The 12258-nt window shown below is 53.6% G+C and carries 16 protein-coding genes; 14 read left to right on the forward strand and 2 right to left on the reverse strand.

The window, feature by feature from the left end:
* Positions 1–49: 49 nt before the first annotated feature.
* The 7 genes from QYC28_RS03520 to bioA all read left to right on the forward strand — a co-directional run bounded on the left by QYC28_RS03520 (position 50) and on the right by bioA (position 6262).
* Positions 50–1060, forward strand: coding sequence for an ArsJ-associated glyceraldehyde-3-phosphate dehydrogenase (locus tag QYC28_RS03520; RefSeq protein ID WP_286626608.1), 1011 nt, complete (start codon positions 50–52; stop codon positions 1058–1060).
* Positions 1061–1070: 10 nt separating this feature from the next.
* The gene (arsJ, locus tag QYC28_RS03525; RefSeq protein ID WP_149818233.1) at positions 1071–2324 is read left to right on the forward strand and encodes an organoarsenical effux MFS transporter ArsJ; all 1254 of its coding nucleotides are present in this window, start codon (positions 1071–1073) and stop codon (positions 2322–2324) included.
* Positions 2325–2485: 161 nt separating this feature from the next.
* Positions 2486–2785, forward strand: coding sequence for a hypothetical protein (locus tag QYC28_RS03530; RefSeq protein WP_149818236.1), 300 nt, complete (start codon positions 2486–2488; stop codon positions 2783–2785).
* Positions 2786–3000: 215 nt separating this feature from the next.
* The gene (rimP, locus tag QYC28_RS03535; RefSeq protein WP_190278200.1) at positions 3001–3462 is read left to right on the forward strand and encodes a ribosome maturation factor RimP; all 462 of its coding nucleotides are present in this window, start codon (positions 3001–3003) and stop codon (positions 3460–3462) included.
* A 40-nt stretch (positions 3463–3502) separates the two neighbouring features.
* Entirely contained in the window at positions 3503–4690 is a 1188-nt protein-coding gene (nusA, locus tag QYC28_RS03540) for a transcription termination factor NusA (protein WP_149818240.1), read from the forward strand.
* 2 nt (positions 4691–4692) lie between these two features.
* A complete protein-coding gene (locus QYC28_RS03545) occupies positions 4693–4959 on the forward strand; it encodes a YlxR family protein (RefSeq protein ID WP_149818242.1) in 267 nt (88 codons plus the stop codon).
* Positions 4952–6262 (forward strand): adenosylmethionine--8-amino-7-oxononanoate transaminase, encoded by a 1311-nt coding sequence (gene bioA / locus QYC28_RS03550; protein WP_302679846.1) that lies wholly within the window; start codon positions 4952–4954, stop codon positions 6260–6262. The genes QYC28_RS03545 and bioA overlap by 8 nt, the downstream gene beginning before the upstream one ends.
* Here the strand turns inward: bioA and QYC28_RS03555 are convergent.
* Entirely contained in the window at positions 6238–6630 is a 393-nt protein-coding gene (locus tag QYC28_RS03555) for a DUF1823 family protein (RefSeq protein WP_149818246.1), read from the reverse strand. The two genes, bioA and QYC28_RS03555, sit on opposite strands and share 25 nt — an antisense overlap.
* Positions 6631–6705: 75 nt before the next feature.
* On the opposite strand from QYC28_RS03555, the gene lepB reads away from it, so the two are divergent.
* Entirely contained in the window at positions 6706–7275 is a 570-nt protein-coding gene (gene lepB, locus QYC28_RS03560; RefSeq protein WP_149818248.1) for a signal peptidase I, read from the forward strand.
* On the opposite strand, the gene QYC28_RS03565 is transcribed toward lepB, so the two are convergent.
* On the reverse strand, positions 7272–7586 hold the full coding sequence (locus QYC28_RS03565; protein ID WP_302679847.1) for a hypothetical protein: 315 nt from the start codon (positions 7584–7586) through the stop codon (positions 7272–7274). The genes lepB and QYC28_RS03565 overlap by 4 nt on opposite strands.
* A 417-nt stretch (positions 7587–8003) precedes the next feature.
* Here QYC28_RS03565 and QYC28_RS03570 point away from each other — a divergent pair, with 417 nt between their 5' ends.
* The 6 genes from QYC28_RS03570 to QYC28_RS03595 all read left to right on the forward strand — a co-directional run bounded on the left by QYC28_RS03570 (position 8004) and on the right by QYC28_RS03595 (position 12255).
* Positions 8004–8837: a DUF975 family protein gene (locus tag QYC28_RS03570; protein ID WP_149818252.1), complete on the forward strand. Its 834-nt coding sequence runs from the start codon at positions 8004–8006 to the stop codon at positions 8835–8837.
* Positions 8838–8841: 4 nt separating this feature from the next.
* Complete coding sequence (locus QYC28_RS03575) at positions 8842–10167, forward strand: aspartate aminotransferase family protein (RefSeq protein WP_302679848.1); 1326 nt, start codon at positions 8842–8844, stop codon at positions 10165–10167.
* Positions 10168–10215: 48 nt separating this feature from the next.
* Positions 10216–10530 carry a hypothetical protein gene (locus QYC28_RS03580; protein ID WP_149818256.1) on the forward strand — a complete coding sequence of 105 codons (315 nt, stop codon included), beginning with the start codon at positions 10216–10218 and terminating at the stop codon, positions 10528–10530.
* Positions 10531–10639: 109 nt separating this feature from the next.
* Positions 10640–11107 carry a VOC family protein gene (locus QYC28_RS03585; RefSeq protein ID WP_302679849.1) on the forward strand — a complete coding sequence of 156 codons (468 nt, stop codon included), beginning with the start codon at positions 10640–10642 and terminating at the stop codon, positions 11105–11107.
* A complete protein-coding gene (locus tag QYC28_RS03590) occupies positions 11104–11382 on the forward strand; it encodes a glutaredoxin family protein (RefSeq protein ID WP_302679850.1) in 279 nt (92 codons plus the stop codon). Before QYC28_RS03585 ends, QYC28_RS03590 begins: the two co-directional genes overlap by 4 nt.
* 159 nt (positions 11383–11541) lie before the next feature.
* Positions 11542–12255 carry a TrkA family potassium uptake protein gene (locus QYC28_RS03595; RefSeq protein ID WP_149818262.1) on the forward strand — a complete coding sequence of 238 codons (714 nt, stop codon included), beginning with the start codon at positions 11542–11544 and terminating at the stop codon, positions 12253–12255.
* The last annotated feature ends 3 nt before the right edge of the window (positions 12256–12258 follow it).

The raw sequence follows: 12258 nt of genomic DNA on the forward strand, positions 1-12258 counted from the left end.
TTCAAGATTATTTGAAATAACGTAGGGATGTCCCGCTGGAGCAGCAACGATGGGCGTTGGCATCGGCATTAATGGCTTTGGCCGCATTGGTCGCTTGGTTTTGCGTGCCGCGTGGGGTTGGCCTGAACTCGACTTTCGCCACATTAACGAGATTAAAGGAGGCACAACCGCTGCCGCCCATTTACTAGAGTTTGACTCGGTGCATGGCCGCTGGCTCCAAACTATCGAGGCCAAAGAGGGGGCGATCGCCATCAACGATCAGATCCTGACCTTTTCGGAAGCAAAAACCCCAGCAGAGGTACCTTGGCAAGAGCGCGCGGTGGACATTGTCCTAGAGTGCTCCGGTAAATTCCGTACCGCTGAGCAACTGGCGGCCTACTTTGCAGTTGGGGTGAAAAAAGTGATTGTTGCCGCCCCCGTCAAAGAACAGGCTCTCAACATTGTCATGGGCGTCAATGACCATCTCTACAATCCCCAAGAACACCACTTACTCACCGCCGCCTCCTGTACGACAAATTGCCTTGCCCCCGTCGTTAAGGTCATTCACGAAACCCTTGGCATTCGCCACGGCTTGATCACCACGATCCACGATGTCACCAATACGCAAACAGTGGTGGATACCCCCCACAAGGACTTGCGCCGTGCCCGCTCTAGTCTAATGTCTCTTGTGCCGACAACCACGGGTTCAGCCACTGCTATTGGGCTGATTTATCCAGAACTCCAAGGCAAACTCAATGGCTTAGCCGTGCGGGTACCGCTGTTGAATGCGTCCCTCACCGACTGTGTTTTTGAAGTCAGCCGCCCCACTAGTGTAACAGAGGTGAATGCAGCCCTGAAAGCGGCGGCAAACGGTCAGCTCAAGGGAATTCTCGGTTATGAGGAGCGCCCTCTTGTTTCCATTGACTATTGCAACGACCCCCGTTCAAGTATTGTCGATGCCCTCTCCACAATGGTTGTGGATGAAACGCAGGTAAAAATTCTCGCGTGGTACGACAACGAATGGGGCTACAGCAATCGCATGGCCGAATTAGCTCGTCACGTCGCCACTACTTTGCCCTAGGGAGTCTGCTATGGCTGTGTCCACCAGTGTCCGCAACTATATGATTGTTACCCTCGCCTACTGGGGGTTCACGATTACCGATGGCGCACTGCGGATGCTAGTGCTGCTCTACTTTAACCAAATTGGTTACACACCGCTGCAAATTGCCTTCCTCTTTCTCTTCTATGAAATTTTTGGCATTGTCACCAACTTTCTCGGTGGCTGGATTGGTTCCCGTTTAGGGCTGAATGTCACCCTCTACGCGGGCATTGGTTTACAGGTGATCTCGCTGATCATGCTCACGCCCTTAACGCAAGAATGGCCCTTGTGGTTTGCGGTGCCCTATGTGATGGCGGCACAGGCGATGTCGGGGGTGGCCAAAGACCTGACAAAGATGAGTTCTAAGAGCGCCATTCGCTTAGTGGTGCCCCAAGAGGCGGAGTCACGGCTCTTTAAGTGGGTGGCGATTCTGACGGGTTCTAAAAATGCCCTCAAGGGGGTGGGTTTCTTTGTTGGCAGTGTGTTGCTGACATTGGCGGGCTATAGAGCGTCCCTGTGGATTATGGCGATCGCGCTTATCTTGATCCTGTTCAGCGGTTTGTTATTGCCACGGGGGATGGGGCAGATCAAAAAGAAAATCAAATTTCGCCAACTCTTTTCCAAGAGCAAGGAGATCAATATTCTTTCTGCCGCTCGCTTTTTCCTCTTTGGTGCGCGGGATGTCTGGTTTGTGGTGGGTTTGCCCGTCTATCTCCAAAGTGTTCTCAACTGGTCATTTTATGAAGTGGGGGGCTTTCTCGCCCTGTGGGTCATTGGCTATGGGGGTGTTCAGTCCTCGGCACCCCTGCTGTTGAAATACCTCAATCGCGGTCGCCCTCCCCAAGCCGCCACTATTCAGTTTTGGACGTTTACACTGACGATTGTGCCAGCAGTCATTGCCTTGGGCTTGATGAGCCACTGGAATCCCAATGCCGTCATTATTGGCGGCTTGCTCCTTTTTGGCTTGATTTTTGCCATGAATTCGGCAGTCCACTCCTACTTGGTGCTGGCCTACACCGATGATGAAAAGGTGGCCTTGAATGTTGGCTTTTACTACATGGCCAATTCCGGCGGGCGACTAGCAGGAACGGTTCTCTCTGGCCTCATCTATCAAATTTGGGGCATTGTCGGCTGTCTGTGGGTTTCGATGGTCTTTGTCCTCTGTGCTGGACTTATTTCCCTAAAGCTCGAGGATCCGAAACGGCAGCAGCCCTACCCCTCGTTGGCGATGGGCGATGGTGAGTAACTGCAACATTTCCTCAGATCGGCTACAACTGAATAGAATTAAGGTAAGGTACAGTTCTTTTCCTAAGGATGAGATATCCTCAACACGGTAAAAGCACACGTGAGACAGGGTAGTACTTCCAGAAAAGGGCTGTAGGAGAGGTTCCCCGAGGAATTGCCATTATGATGCTCCCCCAAGAAATCATCGGCCAAAAAGTATGGTTGGAAGTGGAGCCCGAAGATGCCTACTATGCGGGTGAGAAGATTCGGGTACAGGCGGAAATTAGCCAGCCCACTGCTCCCCCATGGTACTATGCTCGCTACATCAACCCACCCCGCTGGTTCCGCACCCCAGGCCAGTGGCTCACCCACCATGAGGCGGAGATGGCAGTGCTCTTGAATCCTGTCTTGGAGGATTTGGAGCTAGAAGAAGAGGACTACGACGGTGATGAGCTGACGAATGGCGATTTTAGCGATCGCTAGGAGCGTCTCGGGTCTGTTGGTCAGGGTGGCGATCGCCCACTGTTAGCTGCTATACTAAGTGCTACGAAGAGTGGTGTATTGGCAGCACCCATGAACGTTCTGTTGTGAACGGTTCAAAAGTCTCCTTCCCCTAGGGAAGTGGGGTTGTCATTTTCTGAGATTGTTTGGGTGTGGTGGGCAATGTCCCGCCTTTTTTATTTCCTATGCAGATACAGATGCTTTTGCCTGTGGTGCAAACCCTTGCCCAGCAGGTTGCCGACCAAGAACACCTTGATCTGGTGAGTGTGCAGTGGCTGACCCATCAATCGCCCCCGATTTTACGGGTGGAGGTGCGCCATCCTGAGAATGACACCAGCTTAGAGGATTGCGAACGGCTGAGTCGGGCACTGGAGATGGCTTTGGATGGGCTGCCAGAGTTGGAGTTTGCCTACGTTCTCGAGGTGTCGAGTCCCGGCCTGTCGGATTACTTGAGTAGCGATCGCGACTTTGATGCCTTTCGTGGCTTTCCTGTACGGGTCACGACCACCGCACCCCATCGGGGCAAAACCCTTTGGGAGGGCAACCTGATTCGCCGTGACGCGGTGAATGTCTATCTCAATCAACGGGGGCGATCGCTGGCGATTCCCCGCTCACTCATTGCCAGTGTCCAACTGTACACCCCCAGCAGTGAGCCTTAGCAGCAGTTGATCTACTCAATGAACGAGGTTGTAACAGACGATGACCATCTATCGCTTACCCGGCCTACGGGCCATGATCAATGAAATCAGTCAAGAGCGGAATTTGCCCAAGCACGCAGTGCATCAAGCCCTCAAGGAAGCACTGCTCAAGGGATACGAACGCTATCGCCGCAGTCTGCGCCCGGATCATAGTCACTTTGAAGAAGACCACTTTGCCAACTTTGAAGTGGAACTAGACACCGAGCAGGAGGGCTTCCGCGTTTTGGCCACCAAAACGATTACGGAAACAGTGGCGAACCCCGATCGCGAAATTGCCCTTGCCGATGTGATTGAGGTGGTGCAGGATGCCCGTGTCGGCGATACGGTGCTGTTGGATGTGACCCCTGACCATCAGGAATTTGGTCGCATGGCCGCCATGCAAACCAAGCAAGTGCTGGCGCAGAAATTGCGAGATCAACAGCGTCGCCTCGTCCAAGAGGAATTCAAAGACCTCGAGGGCACCGTACTCATGGGGCGCGTCCTGCGGTTTGAGCGGCGATCGGTGATTATGGCTGTGCGCAGCGATGCTAGCCAACCGGAAGTGGAGGCCGAACTGCCGAAACGGGAACAACTTCCCAACGACAACTATCGCGCTAACTCCACATTCAAGGTGTATCTCAAGCGCGTCAAAGAGGGACCTCAGCGCGGCCCCCAATTGGAGGTTTCCCGTGCGGATGCTGGCTTGGTGGTCTATCTCTTTGCCAATGAGGTGCCAGAAATTGAGGATGAAGTGGTGCGGATTGTGGCCATTGCCCGCGAAGCCAATCCCCCGAATCATAAAGTCGGCCCCCGCACCAAAATTGCCGTGGATACCTTAGAGCGGGATGTCGATCCGGTGGGTGCCTGTATTGGGGCACGGGGATCCCGCATTCAAGCAGTGGTGAATGAACTGCGGGGGGAAAAAATTGATGTGATCCGCTGGTCGCCGGATCCAGCCACCTATATTGCCAATTCCCTCAGTCCCGCCCCGGTAGAGGATGTGCGGCTAATCAACCCCGAAGCCCGCATTGCCCATGTCCTTGTGGCACCGGATAAGGTCTCCCAAGCCATTGGTAAGGAAGGCCAAAATGTGCGCTTGGCAACTCGCCTAACGGGCTGGAAAATTGAGGTGCGCGATAGCTCCCAATACAACTATGAAGAGGAGGATCGCTTGGCCATGGCCGCCCTCGAAGAACAAGTTGCCAGTTAGGGATGATGGCTGTCCCCCAACGCCGCTGTGTGTCCTGTGGCCGCTTGGCCGATCGCTCGGAGTTTTGGCGAATCGTGCGCTGCTGGCCCGATCAAAAGGTGCAGTTGGATCGGGGGATGGGGCGATCGGCCTATCTGTGTCCCACTGCTGAGTGTCTCAAGGTGGCCAAACAAAAAAAACGCTTGGCGCGATCGCTCCGCTGTCCCATTCCCGAGGATATTTTTACGACCCTTGCTGCTCGCTTAGATGCCCATCGCAACTATGACTGACTCCCCCATTTGGCAGCCCTTTACGCAAATGAAAACGGCGGCTCCGCCCCTGAAGGTGGTGCGTGCCCAGGGTGCTCGCCTTGAACTGAGCGATGGCCGTCAGATTATTGATGCCATTTCCAGTTGGTGGGTGACGCTCCATGGCCATAGCCATCCTGTGCTGGCTAAAGCGCTCTATGAGCAGGCACAAACCCTTGAGCACGTCATTTTTGCCGGCTTTACCCATGAGCCAGCGGAGCAGCTTGCCCAACTGCTGTGTGCCCACACGCCAGCGGGGTTACAACGGGTCTTTTTTTCCGACAATGGCTCAACCGCCGTGGAAGTGGCGCTGAAGATGGCCTACCAGTATTGGCAGCGGCGAGATCAACCCCAGCGATCGCGCTTCATTGGCTTTGCCGGGGGGTACCATGGCGATACCCTTGGGGCAATGACTGTCGGCCAAAGTTCCCCGTGGTGGCAACCCTTTCAACCGCTGCTCCCCCCCTTAACAATCCTGCCCTACCCAGCAACCTATGCGGGGGATCCAGAGGTGGAGACCAAGGAAGCACAGGCGATCGCTCAACTGGAGGATACCCTGAAGGCAGACCCCGATGCCTATGCCGCTCTCTTCATTGAGCCACTCGTACAGGGGGCAGGGGGAATGCGCATGTGTCGTCCCTCGTTTTTGCAAGCCCTTTCTGCAATTGCCAAGGCCTATGGGGTGTTAGTCGTCTATGACGAGGTGATGACGGGGTTTGGCCGCACAGGTGCCCTCTTTGCCTGTGAGAAAGCGGGGACACAACCCGATCTCCTTTGTCTCTCTAAGGGGTTATCGGGAGGCTGCTTGCCCATTGCCGTCACATTGGCCACTGAGGACATTTACCAAGCCTTTTATGCCGATGATCCGGCGCGCGCCTTTTTCCACAGCCATTCCTATACCGGCAATCCCTTGGCCTGTGCGGTGAGTGTGGCTTCATTTCAATTGCTGCTTGCCAAACCTGAAGCCTACCAAGGCCTAGAGGCGCGCCATTGGCAGTGTTACCAGCAGTATCTTGCCGATGTCAGCAATCTCAAGCAATTTCGCACCTGTGGCACGATCGCGGCCATGGAATTGGCGACGGCGGCCTCCTACTTTAGTGACCTTGTGCCCCAACTGCGCCGCCGCTTTATTGAGTTGGGTGTGCTGCTGCGACCTTTGGGCAATACGCTCTATATCCTGCCCCCCTACTGCATTAGTGATGAAGAACTGGCCGCAGTCTATCGCGCCATCCGCCAAGTGGCGATCGAGGTGGCCGCAGGTTATTTCACCGCAGCCTCGGCTTGAGTGGCCATGTAGCTGAGGAGCCAATTGACCGCAGTGGCACGGCGCGTACGGCGGGGGTTGAGTTCCTTGATTTCATAGCCAGCAAAGCCCAACTGTTCCTTGAGAAGTTGCTTGTGGGCAGGGGGAATAGAGCGGGTAAGCTTGACGATGGCGGGGCGGCTGCCAATGAAGTCGGGGGGTTGGGGATAGTCTTGTCGCCATTCTGGAGGCACGCGATCGCTCTGCCAAGTTTGACTGTGGGCGTCATAGCGATAGCCCAAGCAGTGCCACAGGAGCTGATTGACCGTAGCATCATCCAATTCATCATTGAGAATTTGCCACAATGTGGCTTCTGTGAGAGGGGGGAGTGGCGAATCAGAGCTATCCATTCACACTCTTTGTAATCAGTCGGTCTACTGAAACCGGTACCATAAAAAGGGTGGTTTCTCTAAATCTGCCCTTATATGTCTGCTTCGGCAACGAATTCCCCTTCCCGCTGGCGATCGCTACGCAATAATGCCCTGTTGATTGGGGTGGCTGTGCTGATCACGCTACTGATTCGTATTTTTGTGGCGGAGTCGCGCTTTATTCCCTCAGAATCTATGGAGCCAACGCTTTGGCCGGGCGATCGCATTGTGGTGGAAAAGATCACCTATCGCCAGCGATCGCCTCGACCGGGAGATATTGTTGTCTTCTATACCCCACCCCTCTTGCAGACCCTTGGTTATCGCGCCGATCAAGCCCTCATTAAACGAGTGATTGCCACCGCCGGGGATACGGTTGCCGTGCATGATGGTCAAGTTTGGGTCAACGATCGCCCCCTTGAAGAACCCTACATTGCTGAGCCACCCGTTTATACGCTCTCCCCAGTGACAGTGCCAGAGAATATGCTCTTTGTTATGGGAGATAACCGCAACCACAGCAATGACTCCCATATCTGGGGATTTTTGCCCCTTGAGAATGTCATTGGTCGGGCGATCGCCTGCTATTGGCCCCTCAACCATGCGGGTAAAATTTCGTCCCCGGCTGCTTAATAGGTGACTAGCCGCATCAGTGTGGGGTTAGCATCCTCCACCAGTCCCCATTCAACTGGTAACGGTACCACTTGTCCCACAGGAGTTGTTTGCGTTGCTTGGAGACAATCAGTCTGCAAACTGTAGTTGCCATTGCGCAGGCTTGACGGTTGGGCAGGGCGGCTGACTTGACAGGTTTTAATGACCGTCGCTCCCACCTGTAGCGTGCTATGGGTTTGGCTGTGAGCCAAAGGTGTCCAAGAAAACACGGCTAACAAACTCAAGGCGATCGTGGCGACAAGAGACTGCCACCAAAACTGCATGCTGAACATAATTCCCCCGCCTTCAAGTCATTGATGAAATCACTTGTAACAGTTCCTTAGATTCCTTCCCCCGCTTTTGCAAACATGAGGCTTTGAGTCTTGAACAGTGAATACTAAAGGTATTAACTGCAAAAAAGTAATAAGAAAATGAGAGGAGCTGTTTAGAGTTGTAGGGGACTCCGTCGCTTTCCCTACACTTCTATTGTAGGCTTTATAGCCAAACCTAGTTACGATCCTGTACAAAAGTTCATGATTGAGTCTTAAATACAAGTCTTGTCCCATGGATTGAACACACTCAACATTTTGAAAATGATTACAGGAAAGACTTATATCCGATGTTTTAGAAAGGTGAAGAAGTGACACATTGACAATTGGCGCAGCCCCAAGCGATCGCTAGGCTAGAGGCAACCCCTTGGAACCGCCATTATGTACAGTGAGTCAGAACATACTCCCCAAGCGATCGCCAACCGCCCCTATCAAGTACGGATTGGTCAATACCTCAATGAGGGCTGGCAAATTTTCAGCACTCAACCCGCTGCCTACATTGGTTTTCTCATTCTGACAACCATTATCAATGGTGTGCTCAACAATATTCCGGGGGCTGGCCCAATTGTTAGCACGATTTTGGCAGGCCTCTTCGCCGCAGGCTACTACTTTTTCAGCTTTCGCATTGCCCGCAACCAAAGAACCGAATTTAGCGACTTTTTTAATGCGTTCAAAAACAACTACTTTCTGCCCATCTTCTTGACGAACTTGATCATCGGTTTGATTACGAATGTGTTTGTGATCAGTGCCAGCATTCTATTTGTGATTGCGGGGTTGCCCTTCTTGCAAAGCATATTAGAGCAGGCGGCGGCTGAAGCAACGGAACCCGATGCCGACTTAGAACAACTGCTAGCGTTACTGGAGCAGCTTCCCTCTGTGCCGCATGCCCTGAACCCCGTTTTCATCTTGGTGGGTGCCATCCTGCTGCTGCCCGGGGTTTACTTTGGGGTAGCCTATATGTTTGCTGTGCCTTTGGTGGTGGAACACCGGTTTGATGTGTGGCCGGCACTAGAAACCAGCCGCCGCTTAGTTTCCCGCGATTGGTGGAGCTTCTTTTTTCTCAGCGTGTCAATCATTTTCTTCAATATCTTGGGCTTTTGCCTCTGCTGTGTGGGGATGCTGGTGACTATTCCTTGGAGTAGTTGTGTCATTGTGGCGGCTTACCGCGATATTATTGGCCTCATGCCCACCACTGACAATAGTAACCAGTTTTAGTCCGATGACGCTGCCCACCCTTGCAGATCTGAATCTCGACCCCTTTTGGATGCCCTTTACGGCCAATCGCCAGTTTAAGCAAAGTCCTCGGCTCCTTGTTTCGGCAGCAGGGATGTACTACAGGAGCATTGATGGCCGTGAGATTCTCGATGGCACCGCCGGGTTGTGGTGTGTCAATGCCGGCCACTGCCGTCCAGAAATTGTGAGGGCGATCGCCCAACAGGCAGCAACACTGGATTTTGCCCCCACATTTCAGATGGGACATCCGGGGCCATTTCGGGTGGCCGATCGCCTGCGCACAATGACCCCTGACCCCCTCAACCATGTCTTTTTTGCCAACTCTGGCTCTGAGGCCGTGGATACAGCCTTGAAAATTGCCCTTGCCTACCATCGGCTGCGGGGAGAGGGGACACGGCAACGGCTCATTGGTCGCGAGCGGGGCTATCACGGGGTCGGCTTTGGTGGAATTTCAGTGGGGGGAATTGCTGCCAATCGCAAGTTCTTTGGTTCTCTCTTGGCAGGGGTGGATCATCTGCCCCACACCCACAACCTTGAGCACAATGCCTTCAGCAAGGGACAACCCACTTGGGGAGCACATTTAGCCGACGAGCTAGAACGCTTAGTGGCGCTGCATGATGCATCGACGATCGCAGCGGTAATTGTTGAACCCCTTGCGGGTTCGACGGGGGTATTGATTCCGCCCCAGGGGTACTTGGAACGCCTGCGTGCCATTTGCGATCGCCACGGCATTTTGCTGATCTTTGATGAAGTGATCACGGGTTTTGGCCGTCTCGGTGCCCCCTTTGCCAGTCAGTACTTTGGTGTGACTCCAGACCTCATCACGGTTGCCAAGGGTCTAACCAATGCCGCTGTACCCATGGGAGCGGTGATTGTCCGCGATGAGATTTACGACACCTTCATGCAAGGCCCTGCGGGGCAAATTGAGTTTTTCCATGGCTACACCTATTCGGGACATCCCCTTGCCTGTGCGGCCGCCTTGGCAACCCTAGAGATCTACGAGAAAGAAGCCCTATTTGAGCGGGCGGCTTCCCTTGCGCCCTATTGGCAGGAGGCCATCCACAGCCTACGGGGTCTGCCCCATGTCATTGATATTCGCAACTTGGGCTTGGTGGCAGGGATTGAATTGGCGCCACGGGAGGGGCAAGGAGGGGCACGGGGCTATGATGCCCTCTGTCGTGCCTTTGAGGCGGGACTACTGATTCGTGTCACGGGGGATATTATTGCCCTCTCACCACCGCTGATTGTGGAGCGATCGCACATTGATCAAATGGTGGATATTTTGAGTCGTGTTCTACGGGAACTTCCCTAGGCACCGCAGCGTCGGAATCAGAGGATCACTCTCTCCTTGGAGGCTTCTATGTTACGCTTCCTGCCGTTGGCCATCAGTAGCTTAGCTACGCTGGTGGCGATCGCTCCCCCCAGTCGTGCCGCCTATCCCCTCTTTCCTAATCAGCCGGGAGTTGATGTCTTCTTCCCAGGGCTAGAGTCCTTTGGGCGGCCGCGGACACCGCAGTACAGTCCCTACAATCCTGTCATTTACCGTCCGCCGGGGCAATCTCAAACGTACATTATTGTGCCAGTGCCCTATCCACCTCGCCCCGTAATTTACCCGCCCCCCTATTCACCCGTTTATTATCCCTATTACCCCTGTTATCCATTCCGTTGCCGATAAACAACAATACTGGGGATTGATACTTGACTCGACTTGGGAAGCAGACCGAGAGCCGGTTCTCCTGCTAAAATAGCGGCTAATTTAGCCATTTTCAGTTCGAGAGAAATCTATGGCTCAGTTGGCGATCGCTCCCGTTTTATTTCACCTTGCCTTTCCTGTCAGTAATTTGGCGGACACCAAGGCCTACTACATTGATGGGTTGGGCTGTGAACCAGGGCGCGAAAATTCCCACTGCCTAATCATGAAGCTCTATGGCCATCAACTGGTGGCCCATGTCACCCATGAACCCTTAAGCCCATCCAAAAGTATCTATCCGCGCCACTTTGGCCTCATTTTCTTGGCGGAAGCCGACTGGCAACACCTCTGCGATCGCGTGATCAAGAAGGGACTTGACTTTTACCAGCCGCCGCGCACCCGCTTTGCCAACACCCCCTTAGAGCACCAAACGTTCTTTCTCGAGGACCCCTTCCACAACCTGATTGAAATGAAGCACTACCGCCATGCAGAAGCCATTTTTGGCCTGCGGGATCACCGTCATATTGGCGATACCCCCCTCGTTTCTGCGCCGCAACCGTGACCCATCTGATTCTCTATAGCAAGCCCGGCTGTCACCTCTGTGAAGGCCTGCAAGAAAAGCTAGCCACCCTGAGGGAATTTACCCTTGAGGTACGCGACATCACCAGCCGCGATGATTGGTGGCAAGCCTATCAATACGAGATTCCTGTTCTCTACCTAGTGATTGGAACGCAAGTGCTTCCCGTACCGCGCTTTTCTCCCCGTGCCAGTGCTGAACACATTCGTCGGCGACTCCAACAACTGACCCATTCAGGCGGCGCCTCATCCAGCAATTAACGGTATAATCAATTAGTGGGATACAGCCCTTTTCAGAGGGAGCGAATACACCCAAAAATTTAATAGCCCCAAATGGCAGAGGATTGCCTCCCCCCTAGGTATCCCATATGTTAGAAAAGGGCTATCATTGGCATTGCAACGCCAATAGAGAATTCACGCATGGTAGATTTTGGAGCAATGCTCTTTCGCGGGCGGGGGGTCAAGATCTCGCAGCAGTATGCAGTGATTGGCCTAGGGCGGTTTGGCCGGGGGGTGTGCGAGACCCTGCACGGCATGGGCTATGAGGTGCTCGGCAGTGATAACCAAGAGCGATTGGTGAATCAAGTGCTTCAGGATCACATTGTGGATCATGCGATTCAACTGGATTCCACGGATCCCCAAGCCCTGAAGGAGGCGGGTCTCTTTGAGTTTGAAACGGTAATTGTGGCCATTGGCAACCATCTCGACGCCAGTATTATCACCACATTGAACCTAAAGGAGGCAGGCGTGCCCAATGTCATTGCCAAGGCTTCCTCAGAGATTCATAAAAAACTCCTAGAGCGAGTGGGGGCAGATCGGGTGATCTTTCCAGAGTATGAGGCGGGTTGTGAACTGGCGCGATCGCTCACCCGCCCAGCGATTCTCGATTGGTTCGACCTTGACCCCGAAAAAAGTATTGTCGAAGTCAAAGTGCCTGAGGCATTTCACAATCGCACAGTTGCCGAGGTGGAACTGCGCAGTCGCTATGGCCTCAATTTAATTGCCCTGCGCTTTGATGATAAGTTTGAGATCAATCCCAGTCCCAACCAGAAGCTCAATAAAGGGGACATTATGGTGGTGATTGGTGCTAATAACGATATTGATCGCTTTTTGCGGAGTCAACACATTAATTAGGGC

The organism is Thermosynechococcus sp. HY596 (assembly GCF_030518715.1).
Classification (GTDB): Bacteria; Cyanobacteriota; Cyanobacteriia; order Thermosynechococcales; family Thermosynechococcaceae; genus Thermosynechococcus.

Excerpts from the sequence above, each read along its gene's own strand:
- QYC28_RS03520 (WP_286626608.1), top strand. The coding sequence starts at position 50 with ATGGGCGTTGGCATCGGCATTAATGGCTTTGGCCGCATTGGTCGCTTG.
- arsJ (WP_149818233.1), top strand. The coding sequence starts at position 1,071 with ATGGCTGTGTCCACCAGTGTCCGCAACTATATGATTGTTACCCTCGCC.
- QYC28_RS03530 (WP_149818236.1), top strand. The coding sequence starts at position 2,486 with ATGATGCTCCCCCAAGAAATCATCGGCCAAAAAGTATGGTTGGAAGTG.
- rimP (WP_190278200.1), top strand. The coding sequence starts at position 3,001 with ATGCTTTTGCCTGTGGTGCAAACCCTTGCCCAGCAGGTTGCCGACCAA.
- nusA (WP_149818240.1), top strand. The coding sequence starts at position 3,503 with ATGACCATCTATCGCTTACCCGGCCTACGGGCCATGATCAATGAAATC.
- QYC28_RS03545 (WP_149818242.1), top strand. The coding sequence starts at position 4,693 with ATGATGGCTGTCCCCCAACGCCGCTGTGTGTCCTGTGGCCGCTTGGCC.
- bioA (WP_302679846.1), top strand. The coding sequence starts at position 4,952 with ATGACTGACTCCCCCATTTGGCAGCCCTTTACGCAAATGAAAACGGCG.
- QYC28_RS03555 (WP_149818246.1), bottom strand. The coding sequence starts at position 6,630 with ATGGATAGCTCTGATTCGCCACTCCCCCCTCTCACAGAAGCCACATTG.
- lepB (WP_149818248.1), top strand. The coding sequence starts at position 6,706 with ATGTCTGCTTCGGCAACGAATTCCCCTTCCCGCTGGCGATCGCTACGC.
- QYC28_RS03565 (WP_302679847.1), bottom strand. The coding sequence starts at position 7,586 with ATGTTCAGCATGCAGTTTTGGTGGCAGTCTCTTGTCGCCACGATCGCC.
- QYC28_RS03570 (WP_149818252.1), top strand. The coding sequence starts at position 8,004 with ATGTACAGTGAGTCAGAACATACTCCCCAAGCGATCGCCAACCGCCCC.
- QYC28_RS03575 (WP_302679848.1), top strand. The coding sequence starts at position 8,842 with ATGACGCTGCCCACCCTTGCAGATCTGAATCTCGACCCCTTTTGGATG.
- QYC28_RS03580 (WP_149818256.1), top strand. The coding sequence starts at position 10,216 with ATGTTACGCTTCCTGCCGTTGGCCATCAGTAGCTTAGCTACGCTGGTG.
- QYC28_RS03585 (WP_302679849.1), top strand. The coding sequence starts at position 10,640 with ATGGCTCAGTTGGCGATCGCTCCCGTTTTATTTCACCTTGCCTTTCCT.
- QYC28_RS03595 (WP_149818262.1), top strand. The coding sequence starts at position 11,542 with ATGGTAGATTTTGGAGCAATGCTCTTTCGCGGGCGGGGGGTCAAGATC.